General features: G+C 58.8%; 11 protein-coding genes. 6 read left to right on the forward strand and 5 right to left on the reverse strand.

Annotation, left to right across the window (positions count from 1 at the left end):
• The first annotated feature begins 62 nt into the window (after positions 1-62).
• Both ACIOWA_RS17430 and ACIOWA_RS17435 read left to right on the forward strand, forming a co-directional pair.
• On the forward strand, positions 63-602 hold the full coding sequence (locus ACIOWA_RS17430; protein WP_401160980.1) for a PilZ domain-containing protein: 540 nt from the start codon (positions 63-65) through the stop codon (positions 600-602).
• Positions 603-616: 14 nt separating this feature from the next.
• Entirely contained in the window at positions 617-1,339 is a 723-nt protein-coding gene (locus tag ACIOWA_RS17435; RefSeq protein ID WP_401160945.1) for a glycerophosphodiester phosphodiesterase, read from the forward strand.
• 42 nt (positions 1,340-1,381) lie between these two features.
• Here the strand turns inward: ACIOWA_RS17435 and sthA are convergent, their stop codons facing one another.
• The gene (sthA, locus tag ACIOWA_RS17440; RefSeq protein WP_339433377.1) at positions 1,382-2,776 is read right to left on the reverse strand and encodes a Si-specific NAD(P)(+) transhydrogenase; all 1,395 of its coding nucleotides are present in this window, start codon (positions 2,774-2,776) and stop codon (positions 1,382-1,384) included.
• A gap of 197 nt (positions 2,777-2,973) precedes the next feature.
• Complete coding sequence (locus tag ACIOWA_RS17445; RefSeq protein ID WP_401160947.1) at positions 2,974-4,023, reverse strand: FAD:protein FMN transferase; 1,050 nt, start codon at positions 4,021-4,023, stop codon at positions 2,974-2,976.
• Positions 4,024-4,097: 74 nt separating this feature from the next.
• On the opposite strand from ACIOWA_RS17445, the gene ACIOWA_RS17450 reads away from it, so the two are divergent.
• Positions 4,098-5,396, forward strand: a complete 1,299-nt coding sequence (locus ACIOWA_RS17450) for an MFS transporter (RefSeq protein ID WP_401160949.1) — start codon at positions 4,098-4,100, stop codon at positions 5,394-5,396.
• 74 nt (positions 5,397-5,470) lie between these two features.
• Here the strand turns inward: ACIOWA_RS17450 and ACIOWA_RS17455 are convergent, their stop codons facing one another.
• Positions 5,471-6,883 (reverse strand): glyceraldehyde-3-phosphate dehydrogenase, encoded by a 1,413-nt coding sequence (locus tag ACIOWA_RS17455; protein ID WP_401160982.1) that lies wholly within the window; start codon positions 6,881-6,883, stop codon positions 5,471-5,473.
• 405 nt (positions 6,884-7,288) lie between these two features.
• Between ACIOWA_RS17455 and mfd the strand changes: the two genes are divergently transcribed.
• From mfd to ACIOWA_RS17470, 3 genes are read left to right on the forward strand one after another with little or no spacing between them, the layout of a single operon-like run.
• The gene (mfd, locus tag ACIOWA_RS17460; protein ID WP_401160951.1) at positions 7,289-10,738 is read left to right on the forward strand and encodes a transcription-repair coupling factor; all 3,450 of its coding nucleotides are present in this window, start codon (positions 7,289-7,291) and stop codon (positions 10,736-10,738) included.
• A gap of 10 nt (positions 10,739-10,748) precedes the next feature.
• Entirely contained in the window at positions 10,749-11,315 is a 567-nt protein-coding gene (locus tag ACIOWA_RS17465) for a CsiV family protein (RefSeq protein WP_339433382.1), read from the forward strand.
• A gap of 11 nt (positions 11,316-11,326) precedes the next feature.
• Complete coding sequence (locus ACIOWA_RS17470; RefSeq protein WP_401160953.1) at positions 11,327-14,017, forward strand: DEAD/DEAH box helicase; 2,691 nt, start codon at positions 11,327-11,329, stop codon at positions 14,015-14,017.
• A 113-nt stretch (positions 14,018-14,130) separates the two neighbouring features.
• Here the strand turns inward: ACIOWA_RS17470 and ACIOWA_RS17475 are convergent, their stop codons facing one another.
• Both ACIOWA_RS17475 and ACIOWA_RS17480 read right to left on the reverse strand, forming a co-directional pair.
• On the reverse strand, positions 14,131-17,424 hold the full coding sequence (locus tag ACIOWA_RS17475; RefSeq protein WP_339433384.1) for a DEAD/DEAH box helicase: 3,294 nt from the start codon (positions 17,422-17,424) through the stop codon (positions 14,131-14,133).
• Between the two features lie 4 nt (positions 17,425-17,428).
• Positions 17,429-18,166 carry an S-methyl-5'-thioinosine phosphorylase gene (locus ACIOWA_RS17480; protein WP_339433385.1) on the reverse strand — a complete coding sequence of 246 codons (738 nt, stop codon included), beginning with the start codon at positions 18,164-18,166 and terminating at the stop codon, positions 17,429-17,431.
• Positions 18,167-18,168: the final 2 nt, after the last annotated feature.

Below are 18,168 nucleotides of genomic sequence, written 5' to 3' on the forward strand. Positions count from 1 at the left end.
GCCGCTACCATGGGTTCGCCATGTCGACATGAGATGAAGTAGATCGCCGCGAATACTACCGTATCGAGGACACGATCGCACTGGAAATTAGGCCCCTGTCTGCTCCCGAAGCCGCAGGCCAGGAAGTGTTGCAGGATGCTTCCCCACTCTTCAACCTGCTCAGCGAACTGCACCTGAGTGAATTCGAGTCGCAGCACCTGTTGCGCCAGATCAGCGAACGCGACAGGGCCATCGCTGCGTTCCTGAAATCGCAGAACAAGCGCATCGACCTGCTTAGTCAGGTGGTCGCCCTGACCGTGCTCGGCCACATCGGCGAGCCGCAACCGGTGATCATCTCCGAAGGCGGGATCGACTTTCAGTACCCGACGCTGATTGCGGTCGGTGCGCACCTGTCGGTGAAACTGGTGCTGATGCCTCAGGCGCTGGGCCTGCTGCTGCGCGCCCGCGTCACCCATTGCGACCGCAAGGGTGACGGCTATGACGTCGGCACCGAGTTCGAACACCTGACCGATGCCCAGCGGCAGTTGCTCGCCCGCTATATCTTGCAGAAGCAGGCTCAGGAACGACGTCTGGCCCGCGAACAGAACGAATCTGGCATTTAAATTAAGGAAGCACCGTGACCCTCATCTACGGCCACCGCGGCGCCAAGGGCGAAGCACCGGAAAACACCCTGACCAGCTTTCAGGAATGTCTCAAGCACGGCGTACGCCGTTGCGAACTGGATCTGCACCTGTCCAAGGACGGCGAGTTGATGGTCATCCATGACCCGACGCTCAAGCGCACCACCGAGCGGCGCGGCAAAGTGGTCGAACACACTGCCGCCGAACTGGTGACCTACGACGCGCGCAAGGGCGGCCCGGGCTGGATCAAGCCGTGCCCGATTCCGACGCTGGAAGAGTTGTTCGAGAAGTGCGATTTCGAACACTGGCAACTGGAAGTCAAAAGCGCTTCACGCACCCGTGCTGCGACCACGGTACTGGCGATTCGAGAAATGGCTCAACGCCACGGTTTGCTGGACAAGATCACGATTACTTCGAGTTCGCGAGAAGTACTGAAGGCCGCACAGGATCTGGTGCCGGACGTGTCGCGCGGCCTAGTAGCCGAGTACGCCTGGCTCGATCCGTTGAAGGTCGCCCAGAATTATGGCTGTGAGATTCTGGCGCTGAACTGGACGCTGTGTACGCCGGAACGCCTGCAAAAGGCGCAGCGTCAGGGGCTGCATGTGTCGGTATGGACCGTCAACGAGCCTGCGCTGATGCGCAGACTCGCCGACTTCGGCGTTGACAGCCTGATTACAGACTTTCCCGGTTTGGCCACTGCCACCCTCGAGAATTGCTGAAATCGGTCTCCCCGGCCGGCTCAGGCCACCGGCCGGAGCCCGTCAAAAAAGCCGGTTGAGGCCATCGTACGCCGCTACCCGATAGGCTTCGGCCATGGTCGGGTAGTTGAACGTCGTGTTGACGAAGTACTTCAGGGTATTCAACTCGCCCGGCTGGCTCATGATCGCCTGACCGATGTGCACGATCTCCGACGCCTGATAACCAAAGCAGTGAACGCCCAGCACTTGCAGGGTTTCACGGTGGAACAGGATTTTCAGCATGCCTTGCGGCTCGCCGGCAATCTGCGCTCGCGCCATGCTCTTGAAGAACGCTTTGCCGACTTCGTACGGCACTTTGGCCTGGGTCAGTTCCTGCTCGTTCTTGCCGATCGAACTGATCTCCGGAATCGTGTAGATACCGGTCGGCACGTCATTTACAAAGCGCCAGCTACCATTATCAACGATGCTGCCGGCCGCCGAACGACCCTGGTCGTGGGCGGCACTGGCCAGGCTCGGCCAGCCGATCACGTCACCCGCACCGTAAATGTTCGGCACGCAGGTGTGATATGCCTCGTCGACTTCGATCTGACCACGGCTATTGACCTTCACGCCGATGTTTTCCAGACCCAACTGATCGGTGTTGCCGGTACGGCCGTTGCACCAGAGCAAGGCGTCGGCCTTGATCTTCTTGCCGGACTTGAGGTGCAGGATCACGCCGTTATCGACGCCTTCCACACGCTCGTAGTCTTCGTTGTGACGCACGGTGATGTTGTTGTTGCTGAAGTGGTAGCTCAACGCCTGGGAGATTTCCGAGTCGAGGAAGCTCAGCAATTGACCGCGGTTATCCACCAGCTCAACCAGTACCCCCAGACCACTGAAGATCGAAGCGTATTCGCAACCAATCACGCCCGCGCCGTAGACGATCAGTTTGCGCGGTGTGTGGCCGAGGCTGAGGATGGTGTCGCTATCGTAGATACGCGGGTGGTGGAAATCGATGTCGGCCGGGCGATAAGGACGCGAGCCGGTGGCGATGATGATGTGCTTGGCCACCAGTTTCTCGACCACACCGTTGGCGCAGACCACTTCGATGGTTTGCTCGTCGGCGAAGCTGCCAGTACCAAAGAACACGTCGACGCGGTTACGGGCGTAGTAGCCGGTACGCGAGGCGACTTGTTTGGCAATGACTTTTTCGGCGCTTTTCAACACATCCGGGAAGGAGAACCAGCGCGGCTCACCGATCGCCCGGAACATCGGGTTGGTGTTGAACTGCATGATCTGCCGCACCGAGTGACGCAGTGCCTTGGACGGGATGGTGCCGAGGTGGGTGCAGTTGCCGCCGACCTGACGACGGCTGTCGACCATCGCGACCTTGCGCCCTGCTTTGGCGGCGTTCATTGCCGCGCCTTCTCCCGCTGGGCCAGAACCCAGTACCACCACGTCGTAGTTGTAGACAGCCATGCGTACTCCTCAGAACAGGCCGAGGTGCCAGCAGCACCTGCGGCTAAATCACGCCGAATGGCGGCGCGAAGGAACAATTGGGGGCCAGTAATGAACCCGGACACAGTCTATAGAAGCGTCACCGCCGCGCACATTAACCCTTGGTCGCGTCGTAGGCTACTTTTGCCTGCACTACAACGCCAGCTTTCGTACTGTCCTCAGTCAGTTTTTGTGCCACTGAGCTGCTCGAAAGCCTGAGTGGTGCGTATGACGAAACCTGTATCGGCACGCATTACAAAGAATGCAGCAATGTCATGTTTTTCGGCATAGTCCCACGCCCTTTCAGGACCGAGAATCAGCAACAGTGTCGATAGTCCATCGGCCATCAACGCTGAAGGATGAATCACCGTGACTGACGCGAGGTCATGTAGGACCGGCGCACCGCTACGAGCATCGAAGGTGTGGGAATAGCGCCTGCCATCGTGCAGAAAATAGTTGCGGTAGTCGCCGGAGGTGGAAACGCCGTAGCCATTGACGTTGATGATGCGCTCGGCGACTTGTTGATCATCGCGAGGCTCTTCCAGTGCGATGCGCCATGGCGAGCCGTCGAGTTTTTTGCCCTTCGCCTTCAGCTCGCCCGTGGCCTCGGCGAGGTAATCGTGGATGCCCATGGCATCCAGCCTGGCAGCGATCGTGTCGACGGCGTAACCGGCAGCGATGCTGTTGAAGTCGACTTCAACAGCGGCGTCCTTGCACAACTGATCGCCCTCAATGCGCAGATGCTGATAGCCGACCCGCTGCATCACTTCAGCCAATGCAGCGGTGTCGGGGATTTTTTCTTCGCGACCTTGCGGGCCGAAACCCCAGAGATTCATCAGCGGTTCGACGGTGAGGTCGTAGGTGCCTTCACTTTGCTCTGCCAGTTGTTCGCCGACCCGAACCAATTCGAGCACCGACGCGGGCACGGCTCGGCAACTGTGAGCGGGCAACGCGTTGAAACGCTCGATGTCCGAGTCGCTACGGTAAGTGGACAGTTGTTGATCAACTTCGCTGAGGATGCCTTCCACTTCGCTGCGAACTATCGCCGGTTCGGCAAGACCGGCGTGGCGCACATACTTGACCGACCACGTGCTGCCCATGGCCGGGCCGCCGAAGCTTTCCATGGAATCGCCGTTGCCGCAGCCGGACAAAATGCCAGCCAGCACCACGAGCCACCCCCAGCGTCCAATTAACAATTCTTCATCTCCCTGCAAAACCGCGCCAGCCATTATGGGCTACAGACCCCGCTAGCTCCCAAACGAACGCAACGACTTCATAAAAATTCAATAGTGAGTACCTGCACATGTCCTCTACAACGGGCAAAGGCAAAGCGATTTTTCGCGTTGTCAGTGGCAACTTCCTCGAAATGTTCGACTTTATGGTCTATGGCTTCTACGCCACGGCCATCGCCAAGACCTTCTTCCCGAACGACAGCGCCTTCGCCTCCCTGATGCTTTCGCTCGCCACCTTTGGCGCCGGCTTCCTGATGCGGCCACTGGGCGCGATCTTTCTGGGCGCTTACATCGACCGCCATGGTCGTCGCAAAGGCCTGATCATTACCCTGGCAATGATGGCCGCCGGCACCGTGCTGATTGCCTGCGTACCGGGATACGCAACGCTCGGCGTCGCCGCACCGTTACTGGTGTTGTTCGGACGCCTGCTGCAGGGCTTCTCGGCGGGTGTAGAACTGGGCGGTGTCTCGGTTTATCTGGCGGAAATTTCCACCCCGGGGCGCAAGGGCTTTTTCGTTAGTTGGCAATCCGCCAGCCAACAAGCGGCCGTGGTATTTGCCGGCCTGCTTGGCGTCGGCCTCAACCACTGGCTGAGTCCGGAGCAAATGGGCGAATGGGGCTGGCGCGTGCCGTTCCTGATCGGCTGCATGATCGTTCCGATAATCTTCGTCATTCGCCGCTCGCTGGAGGAGACCCCGGAATTCCAGGCGCGCAAACATCGCCCGACCTTGCGGGAGATCGTCCGCTCGATCGGTCAGAACTTTGGCATCGTCCTCGCCGGCATGGCGCTGGTGGTGATGACCACGGTTTCGTTCTACCTCATCACCGCCTACACCCCGACCTTCGGCAAAGCTGAACTGCATCTGTCGGATCTGGATGCATTGCTGGTGACGGTGTGCATCGGCCTGTCGAACTTCTTCTGGCTGCCGGTGATGGGCTCTGTATCCGACAAGATCGGCCGCAAGCCCCTCTTGCTGGCGGCGACAATTCTGGCGATTCTGACGGCTTATCCGGCGCTGTCGTGGCTGGTGGCGAACCCGAGTTTCAGCCATCTGCTGATCGTCGAGTTGTGGCTGTCGTTCCTGTACGGCTCGTACAACGGCGCGATGGTGGTGGCACTGACCGAGATCATGCCGGTAGAGGTTCGTACGACCGGGTTCTCGTTGGCCTACAGCCTGGCGACGGCTACCTTCGGCGGCTTCACTCCAGCGGCGTGTACATACCTGATCCATATATTGGGCAACAAGGCTGCGCCGGGGATCTGGCTCAGCGGTGCGGCGGTACTGGGGTTGATTGCGACGCTGGTGCTGTTTCGTGGCAATAAGCATGAACTGCGCACGGCGCAAGCCTCGGTAGTCGGCGGCGCCTGACAGGACACCTTCAACAGCCGCACAAACAAAAACGCCCCGACCAAAGTCGGGGCGTTTTCATGTGCAGCTAAGGCTTAGCGCGGGAAGGCTGGCGGGTTTACACCGGCCATGTCTTCCATCACGCGAACAACCTGGCAGCTATAACCGAACTCGTTGTCGTACCAGACGTAAAGAACAACGCGGTTGTCCTGAACAATGGTTGCTTCAGCGTCGACAACACCGGCGTGGCGCGAGCCAACGAAGTCGGTGGATACCACTTCCTGCGAGTTGACGAAGTCGATTTGCTTGTGCAGATCGGAGTGCAGCGCCATGTAGCGCAGGTACTCGTTCATCTCTTCACGGGTGGCAGCTTTCTCAAGGTTCAGGTTGAGAATGGCCATCGACACGTTTGGCGTCGGAACACGGATCGCGTTACCGGTCAGCTTGCCGGCCAACTCAGGCAGGGCCTTGGCAGCAGCGGTAGCAGCACCGGTCTCGGTGATGACCATGTTCAGCGCAGCGGAACGACCACGGCGATCGCCTTTGTGGAAGTTGTCGATCAGGTTCTGGTCGTTGGTGTACGAGTGAACAGTTTCGACGTGACCGTTGATGATGCCGAACTTGTCATTCACAGCTTTGAGCACCGGCACGATGGCGTTGGTGGTGCAGGAAGCGGCGGACACGATCTTGTCGTCAGCGGTGATTTCACCGTGGTTGATGCCGTGAACGATGTTCTTCAGCTTGCCTTTGCCAGGCGCGGTCAGAACAACGCGGTCGATGCCCGGGCACGCCAGGTGCTGACCCAGACCATCGGCGTCACGCCATACACCGGTGTTGTCCACCAGCAGCGCATCTTTGATGCCGTACTGGGTGTAATCCACCTCGGTCGGGTTCTTCGCGTAGATCACCTGGATCAGGTTACCGTTGGCGGTGATGGTGCTGTTTTCTTCATCGATGGTGATGGTGCCGTTGAACGAACCATGAACCGAGTCGCGACGCAGCAGGCTGGCGCGTTTGGTCAAGTCGTTGTCGGCGCCTTTGCGCACCACGATGGCACGCAGACGCAGACCGTCGCCACCACCGGTTTTCTCGATCAGGATGCGTGCCAGCAGACGACCGATACGACCGAAGCCGTACAGTACAACGTCGGTGCCTTTGCGGGCCGAAGCGTTTTGCTGGCCAACCACGTCAGCCATCTCTTCGCGAACGAACTGCTCGGCGGTGCGGCCATTGCCTTCGTTACGGAATTTGAACGCCAACTTGCCCAGATCTACCGAAGCCGCGCCGAGCTTGAGCTCGCTCATGGCTTTAAGCAGAGGGAATGTTTCGTGGACGGAGAGTTCGCTGTCGTCGGAAGAACGGTGGCGCGCAAAGCGGTGAGCTTTGAGAATCGCGATGACAGACTGGTTGATCAGGCTGCGGCCATAGATCGAGCTCACCACGTTGTTATTGCGGTAAAGCTGACCGATACGCGGAATCATCGCTTCTGCGAGTGCTTCACGGTCGATCCGTTCTCAAAGACACTGGTCGGGCTTCTGAGTCACGGTAACCTTCCACATGTAGGGGCAGAAAAAAGGGGCTACATTATGCCGCCGGGAGCCTCTTGTAGCAATGCGCGCTTGTCGCGCAACCGGTAACAAAATCCCGTTCAAAAAAATTACGCCCTTCTCCAGCCCAGTAAAACCGGGGCCTGCAGCGCAGTCAATTTTTCGACGACTGTTAGACGATGTCCGTAACCCTCCGTAACACCACCCGGTTTCGGCACTACATAATCATTAAAAAAGTACTCGTTTTTATGGTTACCACTACATTTTGCGCAATAAGCGAATATAGACACAGTCTGCAACTGACAGGCAGCACCTGACGCCGCTACAATTACCGACTTTGTCGCAACGCCTGGAGCTCAACCTTCCGTGCCTGTTCTGCGTCTACCGCTTCTCCCTGCCGAGGCAGGTAAACAGCACTGGGGCAACCTGCCCGGTGCCGCCCTGAGCCTGGCGATTGCCGAGGCTGCCAGCGCTGCCAAGCGCTTCACCCTGCTACTGACCGCCGACAGCCAGAGTGCTGAACGACTGGAACAGGAGCTGAGTTTCTTCGCCCCGGATTTGCCCGTTCTGCATTTCCCCGACTGGGAAACCCTGCCCTACGATCTGTTCTCGCCGCACCAGGACATCATTTCCCAGCGCATCGCCAGCCTATATAGGCTGCCGGAACTGGAGCACGGCGTGCTGGTGGTGCCGATCACCACGGCCCTGCATCGCCTGGCACCGACCAAATTCCTGCTCGGCAGCAGCCTGGTGCTGGACGTCGGCCAGAAGCTTGATGTCGAACAGATGCGCTCGCGGCTTGAAGCCAGCGGCTATCGCTACGTCGACACCGTTTACGAACATGGCGAGTTCACCGTGCGCGGCGCGCTGATCGACCTGTTCCCGATGGGCAGCAAACTGCCGTATCGCATCGATCTGTTCGACGACGAAATCGAAACCCTGCGCACTTTCGACCCGGAAAACCAGCGCTCCATCGACAAGGTCGATTCGGTCAAGCTGCTGCCGGCCAGGGAATTCCCGCTGCAAAAAGATGCGGTGACCCGCTTCAAGGCGCGTTTTCGCGAGCGTTTCGATGTCGACTTCCGTCGCTGCCCGATCTTTCAGGACCTGAGCAGCGGCATCACGCCGGCCGGTATCGAGTACTACCTGCCGCTGTTCTTTGATGAAACCTCGACCCTGTTCGATTACCTGCCACAGGACACCCAAGTGTTCTCGCTGCCGGGCATCGAGCAAGCGGCAGAAAACTTCTGGAACGACGTGCGCAACCGCTATGAAGAACGCCGCGTCGATCCATCGCGTCCTTTATTGCCACCCGCCGAACTGTTCCTGCCGGTGGAAGACTGCTTCGCCCGCCTCAAGAACTGGCCGCGGGTGGTCGCCAGCCAGCAGGACGTGGACACTGGCGCTGGTCGCGAACGCTTCCCCGCTCAAGCGCTGCCGAATCTGGCCATCGAAGCCAAAGCCACCCAACCGCTGGCGGCGCTGGCAGCGTTCCTCGATGAGTTCCCCGGCCGCGTGCTGTTCACCGCCGAATCGGCGGGCCGTCGCGAAGTGTTGCTGGAGCTGCTGGAACGCCTGAAGTTACGGCCGAAAACCGTCGACAGTTGGCCGGACTTTGTCGAGAGCAAGGATCGCCTGGCAATTACGATTGCCCCGCTCGACGAAGGCTTGCTGCTCGACACGCCTTCGCTGGCACTGGTGGCGGAGAGTCCGCTGTTCGGCCAGCGGGTGATGCAGCGTCGTCGCCGCGAAAAGCGGACCGACGCCAACAACGACGCAGTGATCAAAAACCTCACCGAGCTGCGCGAAGGCGCACCGGTGGTGCATATCGACCATGGCGTCGGCCGCTATCTGGGCCTGACGATTCTGGAAATCGACAATCAGGCGGCGGAATTCCTCACCCTGGAATACGCCGAGAACGCCAAGCTCTACGTGCCAGTCGCCAACTTGCACCTGATTGCTCGCTACACCGGCAGCGACGATGCGCTGGCCCCACTGCACCGCCTCGGCTCCGAGACCTGGCAGAAAGCCAAACGCAAAGCCGCCGAACAAGTGCGTGATGTGGCTGCCGAACTGCTCGATATCTACGCCCGTCGTGCCGCTCGCGAAGGCTACGCCTTTGCCGACCCGAAAGCCGATTACGCGACGTTCAGCGCCGGTTTCCCGTTCGAAGAAACGCCGGATCAGCAATCGACCATCGAAGCCGTGCGCGAAGACATGCTCGCGCCGAAACCGATGGATCGACTGGTCTGCGGCGACGTGGGTTTCGGCAAGACCGAAGTGGCTATGCGCGCGGCGTTCATTGCCGTGCACGGCGGCCGCCAGGTGGCGATTCTGGTGCCGACCACCCTGCTCGCCCAGCAACACTACAACAGCTTTCGCGATCGCTTCGCCGACTGGCCGGTGACCGTGGAAGTGATGAGCCGCTTCAAATCGGCCAAGGAAGTCAACGCTGCGATTGCCGATCTGGCCGAAGGCAAGATCGACATCGTCATCGGCACCCACAAGCTACTGTCCGATGACGTAAAGATCAAAAACCTTGGGCTGGTGATCATCGACGAAGAGCACCGCTTCGGCGTGCGTCAAAAAGAACAGCTCAAAGCGCTGCGCAGCGAAGTCGACATCCTGACGCTGACCGCTACGCCGATCCCGCGCACGCTGAACATGGCGGTGTCAGGCATGCGTGACCTGTCGATCATTGCCACGCCACCGGCACGACGTCTGTCGGTGCGCACCTTCGTCATGGAGCAGAACAAGAGCACGGTCAAAGAAGCCCTGCTGCGTGAACTGCTGCGCGGCGGCCAGGTTTACTACCTGCACAACGATGTGAAAACCATCGAGAAGTGCGCCGCCGATCTGGCCGAACTGGTGCCGGAAGCGCGGATCGGCATCGGCCACGGGCAGATGCGCGAACGCGAACTCGAACAGGTGATGAGCGACTTCTACCACAAGCGTTTCAACGTGCTGATCGCCTCGACCATTATCGAGACCGGCATCGATGTGCCAAGTGCCAACACCATCATCATCGAGCGCGCCGACAAGTTCGGTCTGGCGCAGTTGCACCAGTTGCGCGGTCGCGTCGGTCGCAGTCACCACCAGGCTTACGCTTACCTGCTGACACCGCCACGCCAGCAAATCACTGCGGACGCAGAAAAGCGTCTGGAGGCGATCGCCAATACCCAGGACCTTGGCGCCGGTTTCGTACTGGCGACCAACGACCTGGAAATCCGCGGCGCAGGCGAATTGCTCGGCGATGGCCAGAGCGGTCAGATTCAAGCCGTGGGCTTCACGCTGTACATGGAGATGCTTGAGCGCGCGGTGAAATCGATCCGCAAGGGCGAGCAACCGAACCTCGATCAACCGCTCGGCGGTGGCCCGGAGGTCAATCTGCGAGTGCCGGCGCTGATTCCGGAAGATTATCTGCCGGATGTTCATGCCCGACTGATCCTGTACAAGCGCATTGCCTCGGCGACTGACGAGGAAGGCTTGAAGGACTTGCAGGTCGAGATGATCGACCGCTTCGGCCTGCTGCCGGAGCCGACCAAAAATCTGGTGCGCATCACTGCGCTGAAATTGCAGGCCGAACAACTGGGCATCAAGAAGGTCGATGGCGGGCCGCAAGGTGGACGTATCGAATTCGCCGCGCAGACGCCGGTTGACCCGATGACGTTGATCAAACTGATCCAGAGCCAGCCCAAACGCTACAAATTCGAAGGCGCCACGATGTTCAAGTTCCAGGTGCCGATGGAGCGCCCGGAAGAGCGCTTTAATACTGTAGAGGCGCTGTTCGAGCGCCTCATTCCGAAAACTGCTTGAAGGACGCCGCATGCGCCTGTTTCGCTCACTGACCTTGCTACTGACCTTGGTAGCGCCCACGGCATTTGCCGATGACACCTATCAAGTTGAAATGATTCTGGTCCGCCAGAACGCGGTTCCGGCGATTGTCAGTCGCACCGCACCGGAAGACTGGGCCGCAGGCGCCCAGCGCCTGGGCGATGATAGCAACCGCACACCTGCGCTCGGCGATGTTGCCAGCAAACTCACCGCCAGCGGCGACTACAGCGTGTTGATGCACAAAGCCTGGCAGCAGCCACTTGGCGAGGCGCCGACCAAAGTCGCTGTCAGCGACGGCAAAGAACAGTTCGGCCAGTTCCCGATCGAAGGCACGCTTGAGATGAAGCTCGGGCGTTTCACCGACGTGACGGCCGACTTCTGGGTCAATCAGATCGACGCCAATGGCCTGGTCACCTCAAGCGAACGCCTGCGACAGGACAGTCACACCAAAAACGGCCAACTCAACTATCTCGACAACGGCCACCTGGCCCTGCTGATCAAGATCACTTCCCTGACGGCTCCAGCTCCACGGCAAGCGCCTGAAGCCATTGCGGACTGACCGAAGTCCTTATGTCTGCCCCCTTAAGTAAACCGTTGGCACCCTCCTGGGTCAGCCGATTCAAGGAACAAAGCCTGGAGCGTGGCCGCCGCTACGCCCTGGAAAACCGGGTACGCATCGCCCAGGTCGGCGATGCGACCATCACCGCCAGTTGCGAAGGCTCTGGCGGTAACGTCTACCGTCAGACCATTCACTTGCGCGAGTCAGCCAAAGGCACCTTGCTGTTGGTCGACGCCGGGTGCACCTGCCCGGTTCGCATCAACTGCAAACACTGCGCAGCGGTGTTGCTGCATATACAGGAAACCCTCGATTTCCCCGCCGCCGCCAAAGACGCCGAACTGCTGGAAAAACTTCAAGCCGTACTGGAGAACCGCAGCCCCAAAGCCCCGCCGCAAGTGCTGATCGACAACGTGCAACCGCTGCCACGCCTGTGGCTGGCCAGTGTCGAGTTCAGCGCTTTCGAACCGCGCAACGGCAAAATGCAGCGCTATATTCAACATCGCGCGGCGTTGTCCTTCAGTTATCTGGACGAATACGTCAGCGGGCAGAAAAACAGCGACATCCTGATTCGCCAGGAAGCCCAGACGCTGCGGATAAAACGCCACCCGGAAATAGAACAGTCCTACCGCGAACAGTTACGAATCCTCGGCTTCCGTATCGCCACGCGACAAAGCAAAGCCTTGCCGGAAAGTGCTGGCGAACTCTATGAGATGGTCAACGACAGCGCCTGGCTGACCTTTACCCTCAATGATTTGCCGAAGCTGCGCACACACGGCTGGGAATTACAGATCGACGAAGAGTTCGGCTTCGACCTGACTGCCGTGGATGACTGGTACGCCACCGTAGAACAGGCGCCGGAGCGCGACTGGTTTGATCTGGAGCTGGGGATTATCGTCAACGGTGAGCGCCTGAGCCTGTTGCCGATCCTGCTCAACCTGATGCGCTCCCATGCTGAAATCCTCAATCCGGAACGCCTTGCACGCCGCCGCGATGACGAACTGATTCTGGTCAACGTTCCGCAACGCAACAGCGAGCACGGGCCGCTGCAAGTAGCGCTGCCGCTGGGTCGATTGAAACCGGTACTCGCGACCTTGGGCGAGTTCTATTTGCAGGAACCCGGGGAAACCACCCTGCGCCTGAGCAAGGCTGACGCCACACGCTTGAATTCGCTGGAAGGCATTCCGCTGCTTTGGGAGGGTGGCGAACAGATCCGCACCTTTGCCCAGCGTCTGCGTGACATTCGCGATTTCAGTGCAAAAGCACCAGAGGGATTGAACGCGACGTTGCGCCCCTACCAGCTCGAAGGCTTGAGCTGGATGCAATCGCTGCGGCAGCTGGAGGTCGGTGGGATTCTTGCGGACGACATGGGACTGGGTAAAACCCTGCAGACACTGGCGCATATTCTCAGCGAGAAAAATGCCGGACGCCTGAACCGCCCGTGCATGGTGGTGATGCCCACCAGCCTGATCCCGAACTGGCTTGATGAAGCGGCGCACTTCACACCGCAACTGAAAGTGGTGGCCCTGTACGGAGCCAGCCGCAAAAAGCATTTCGATCATTTGGCCGACTATGACCTGATCCTCACCACCTACGCGCTGCTGCCCAAGGACATCGAGCGTCTGGCGCAACAGCCTTTGCACGTATTGGTGCTGGACGAAGCGCAGTACATCAAGAACCCAAACAGCAAAGCGGCCCAGGCTGCGCGCGAATTGAACGCTCGCCAACGCCTGTGCCTGAGCGGCACGCCACTGGAAAACCACTTGGGTGAACTGTGGTCGCTGTTCCATTTCCTGCTGCCCGGCTGGCTCGGCGACGTCAAAAGCTTCAACGCCGATTACCGCGTACCGATCGAAAAGCGCGGGAGTGAAGTCAGACTTCAGCACCTCAACGGTCGGATAAAACCGTTTTTGCTGCGCCGCACCAAGGAGCAGGTTGCGACTGAACTGCCACCCAAAACTGAAATCATCCACTGGGTCGATCTCAACGAAGCCCAGCGCGATGTGTACGAAACCATGCGCTTGGCCATGGATAAGAAAGTCCGCGACGAGATCACCCGCAAAGGCGTGGCACGCAGTCAGATCATCATTCTTGAAGCGCTGCTGAAACTGCGTCAGGTCTGCTGTGATTTGCGCTTGGTTAACGAAGCTACCCTGCCCGCTCGCGGCAGTACCTCAGGCAAACTCGACAGCTTGATGGAGATGCTGGAGGAGCTGTTCGAGGAAGGTCGGCGGATACTGCTGTTTTCGCAGTTCACTTCGATGTTGTCATTGATTGAAGACGAGCTGAAAAAACGCAATATCTCCTACGCTTTGCTGACCGGGCAGACCCGGGACCGACGTACGCCGGTGAAGGAATTTCAGAGTGGCAAGCGTCAGATTTTTCTGATCAGCCTGAAGGCCGGCGGTGTTGGCTTGAACCTGACGGAAGCGGACACAGTGATTCACTACGATCCATGGTGGAACCCGGCGACCGAGAATCAGGCGACTGACCGCGCGTATCGGATCGGCCAGGAGAAACCGGTATTCGTCTACAAGATGATTGCCCGAGGCACGGTGGAAGAGAAGATTCAGCACCTGCAGAAAGAAAAATCCGACCTGGCGGCGGGCGTGCTGGATGGGCGCAAGGCGGGGGACTGGAAATTGCAGAGCGATGACATTGAAGCGCTGTTTGCGCCGTTGCCGGATAAGTTCGAGAAGCGCTAAGACTGTCGGCGTCAGTCGGGCAGTTTTTGCGAGCAAGCCCTCTCCCAACCTGGATCTGTAGTGCTCACAACTCCAGACTGGGAACAGCGGGGCAATACTGCAAGGTTCAGCTATCAACTCCTGGGGGCAGGCAGCGGCGCAAAAAGTGCCTCAATATCGCTTTGCTCCAGCTTCCAGCCGCCAGTGGTACCGCCTTCAAGCACCGCACCGGCCAACGCCGCTTTCTCCTGCTGCATCGCCTGTATTTTTTCTTCCACCGTGCCTCGGGCAATCATTTTGTAGACGAACACCGGGTTGTTTTGCCCAATCCGGTAGGCACGGTCTGTCGCCTGATTTTCTACCGCAGGGTTCCACCACGGGTCGAAATGGATGACTGTGTCCGCCGCTGTCAGGTTCAAACCTGTGCCGCCGGCTTTCAAACTGATCAGAAACAACGGCACCTTACCGCCCTGAAAGTCTTTCACCGGTGTACGCCGATCCGTCGTTTCGCCGGTCAGCAGCGAATAGCCAAGACCACGCTGCTGCAACTCCTGCTCAATCAGGGCGAGCATCGACGTGAATTGTGAAAAGAGCAGAATTCTGCGGCCCTCACCAAGCAGCTCTTCGAGCATCTCCATCAGACTGGACAGTTTTCCGCTGCCGGAGCGAAGGGTCTTCGGCGTCAGCGGCATTTTGATCAACCGCAGATCGCAACAGACCTGGCGCAGCTTGAGCAAAGCGTCAAGGATAATGATTTGACTGCCGCCTACACCGCTGCGGGCAATTTCCTCACGCACCTTCTTGTCCATGGCCACGCGAACCGTTTCATAAACGTCTCGTTGACCATCGCTCAGATCAACCCAATGCACAATTTCTGTTTTTGGCGGCAACTCGGTCGCCACCTGGTCTTTCTTTCGACGCAACAGAAACGGCTTTATCCTGGCCGTCAAATGCTGCATACGCTGGGCATTGCCGTGTTTTTCGATGGGCGTACGGTAGTCGCGATTGAACGATTTGCTATCACCAAGCCAGCCAGGCAATAGAAAGTGAAACTGAGACCACAACTCGCCCAGGTGGTTTTCCAGTGGTGTTCCGCTCAGGCACAACCGCTGGCGAGCCTGCAGATCACGGGCCGCCTGAGCAGCCTTGCTGACTGGATTCTTGATGTTCTGTGCCTCATCGAGAATCAGCACACTCCACATCTGCGGCTGCAGAGCGTCAAGGTCTCGCGGCAGCAGCGCGTAGGTCGTCAGTACCAAGTCGTACTCGGCAAGGCAGGCAAAATCCTTTTGACGCGTCGCGCCATGCAGCGCCAACACCTTCAATTGCGGAGTAAAACGCTGTGACTCATCCAGCCAGTTGGGTATCAGGCTTGTGGGCATCACGACGAGTGCAGGATGATCGAGCCGTCCAGCCTGTTTTTCCGTGAGTAGATGCGCCAGGGTTTGCAGGGTTTTCCCCAACCCCATGTCATCGCCAAGAATACCGCCAACCTCCAGCTCGCGCAGGGTTTGCATCCAGTTCAGACCTTCGAGCTGGTAGGGACGCAACTGCGCCTTGAGACCGGCGGGTGCAGCGACGTGCGCATGCGTCGACTCGCGCAATCGCTTTGCAAAAGCGCGCAATCGATCACCACCTTGCCAGTCGAGCGACACGCCTTCCAGTAAACTCAGACGCGCAGCATCGGGAGCACTCAAGCGCAACGCATCGCCCTGATGATTGCCCAGATACAACTCAGCAAGCGTGGCCATCAGCGGCTTGACCCTGCCATAGGGTAGCGCGACTTTTGTAGTTGCACGGGAAGCGAGGTGACCACCTCCCAGCTCGATCAAGAGTTGCTCATCATCGCTGCGCTGACCCAGGCTGGAGGGCTCGAGCAACTGTGGCTGGCTGCGTAACAAATGCAACAGGATCGGCAACAGGCTGTACCGCTCGCCGTTGACGACAATACCTAGCTGCAGATCAAACCACTGATGCCCGGACTCCTCCTCGACTTCTGCATACCACTGCTCCACAGGCTGCAAATTGAAATGAAAGCCAGGGCTGATATCGATTTTCCAGTTAGCCTCGCGCAACACCGCGAGTCCATCCTGCATAAATAATAGCCAGGCCGAATCATCGGGCAGGGCGAACATCTCGCCCGGACGGTCAATGCTACTTTTGCGCGTGGCCTTTTTAAAACCTTGCTTCGTCAAGAGCTGGCGCAAGGCTTTCTCGGCGGCGGGTTGGCGTTGAATACGCTGAGTTTCAACACCACTGAGGACCAACACTTCCGGATTTCTGTCCGTTGCTGGATGTCCGTTGTAGGTAAACGCCAATGCCGCCCGATGCTCCAGCTCATATTGCCAGCGCGCATAACGCTTGCCACTGGCGAGAGTGAGGTGAGCCTTGGGCAGAACGTTGTCGATAACACGATCAGTGAGGGCATGCGGCGGAGCAACCTGGGTCACAGCGCCCATGCGATGGCTAAACTGCATCGACTGACGAGCCGGAATTTCCGGAGCCAGCGTCAAATGACAAGCCAGTTTCTCTTCCAGGTCGCTAAACAGAGGGCCGATCTGATGCCGCTCGCGGTCAAGATAGTAAAGAGGCTCCACAGCCAGTGGCGACTCCACCGCGGCTTCGTCACTGCTCCACTGAGAACGGAAACTGCCGTTTGGCTGCTCGGCCCAAGCAAAACGCCCCACCCTCCTCACGCCTTTGGTTAGAGGATGCAACACTTCAAAATCCAGGAAGAGTCGTGAGGTATTCAACAACATCTCAAGCAATTCAGCACCACTGCTACCCTCCAGAGGATAGCCGCTGTAATACGCATGATGGGAGTGCATGGCGACCAACAGCCTGGCAATGCGCAAGTCGAGTTCGGATAAGTAACCAGGTTGGCGGATCAGCAAGTCCGACAGCGAATACAGCGACTTGATATCGCGCAACTCGCCACTCTTGAGCTGATAACCCTTGAAAATCTGTACCAGCCACTTCCCTGTAGCAGGGGTTTCCTTGAGTTTGTATAACAGCCGCGTACTCGCCGCTTGCGCCAGTTCCCCGCCAGGCTTTGTCGCCGCGGGTATATCGGCGAGCCAACGCTCCAACTCACGATTGAGTTGAACCGGAGCGCGACTGTCAGATGAATTAACGGGTACTTCCTCCTTCAGGTGGTAAATAGCCGCAGCGCAGTGCTTGCAATAAAGCATGACAGGGCAAGAGCAAGAGCATTCGAGCCGCCAATGCCCCCCCGCTTTGACAAGCTCAATGACTTGCTCATACACCTCAATCCCAGAGCCGACACACGAAGCGACGACCCTTGAGTCGTCGATCTGAAGGATCGCTATCCGATCCTCGTCCGCATACTTCAGAGCCCTGTCCAGAGTGCGCTGGCTGAACACATCTTCCCAAGGCAGAGCATCCAGTTGCTCAACTATCGTAGTCACGCTGTCAACCCGCCAAAACGCGTGACAGGATCGACTTCACCGCACCCATCCCGTCCTGTAACGCCTGCTCGATCTGGGCCATGGTGATGACTTCAGTGGTCTTGCCCGCCGCCGGGTTCACCACCAGTGCCAGACAGGCGTAGTCCAGATCCAGTTCACGAGCCAGCGCCGCTTCCGGCATACCGGTCATGCCGACGATGTCGCAGCCATCACGCTCCAGACGGACGATTTCTGCGACAGTCTCCAGACGCGGGCCTTGCATGCAGGCGTAAACGCCCTGATCGCTGTATCCGCAGCCTTCGGCGGCTAACGCAGCAATCAACTGCTGACGCAACGGTTCGCTGTAGGGAAAGCTGAAGTCGATGTGGGTGACATGCTCCAGGTCATCGGCGAAATAGGTGTGCTCACGCCCACTGGTGTAATCGACGATCTGATGCGGCACGCAGAAATGCCCGGTGTCCATGGCCGGGTGAATCCCGCCGACGGCATTGACCGCGATGATTGCTTCGGCACCGGCCTGCTTCAACGCCCAAAGATTGGCGCGGTAGTTGACCTTGTGCGGCGGGAGACGGTGCGGATGGCCGTGCCGGGCGAGGAACAGCACTTCCTTGCCCGCGTATTCGCCAACCTGCACGTCGGCCGATGGCGCGCCGTAAGGCGTGTCCACCGCCAACGACTGGCGAATGCTCAAGCCTTCGAGCTGGGTCAGGCCGGTGCCACCAATGATTGCGAAAACCGCCATAA

It is taken from the genome of Pseudomonas sp. NPDC087614, from assembly GCF_044743485.1.
Taxonomy (GTDB): domain Bacteria; phylum Pseudomonadota; class Gammaproteobacteria; order Pseudomonadales; family Pseudomonadaceae; genus Aquipseudomonas; species Aquipseudomonas baetica_A.

What these genes read in the sequence shown, in the direction of transcription:
- sthA (WP_339433377.1), bottom strand. Translation starts at nt 2,776, where the DNA reads ATGGCTGTCTACAACTACGACGTGGTGGTACTGGGTTCTGGCCCAGCG.
- ACIOWA_RS17445 (WP_401160947.1), bottom strand. Translation starts at nt 4,023, where the DNA reads ATGGCTGGCGCGGTTTTGCAGGGAGATGAAGAATTGTTAATTGGACGC.
- ACIOWA_RS17450 (WP_401160949.1), top strand. Translation starts at nt 4,098, where the DNA reads ATGTCCTCTACAACGGGCAAAGGCAAAGCGATTTTTCGCGTTGTCAGT.
- ACIOWA_RS17465 (WP_339433382.1), top strand. Translation starts at nt 10,749, where the DNA reads ATGCGCCTGTTTCGCTCACTGACCTTGCTACTGACCTTGGTAGCGCCC.
- ACIOWA_RS17470 (WP_401160953.1), top strand. Translation starts at nt 11,327, where the DNA reads ATGTCTGCCCCCTTAAGTAAACCGTTGGCACCCTCCTGGGTCAGCCGA.
- ACIOWA_RS17480 (WP_339433385.1), bottom strand. Translation starts at nt 18,166, where the DNA reads ATGGCGGTTTTCGCAATCATTGGTGGCACCGGCCTGACCCAGCTCGAA.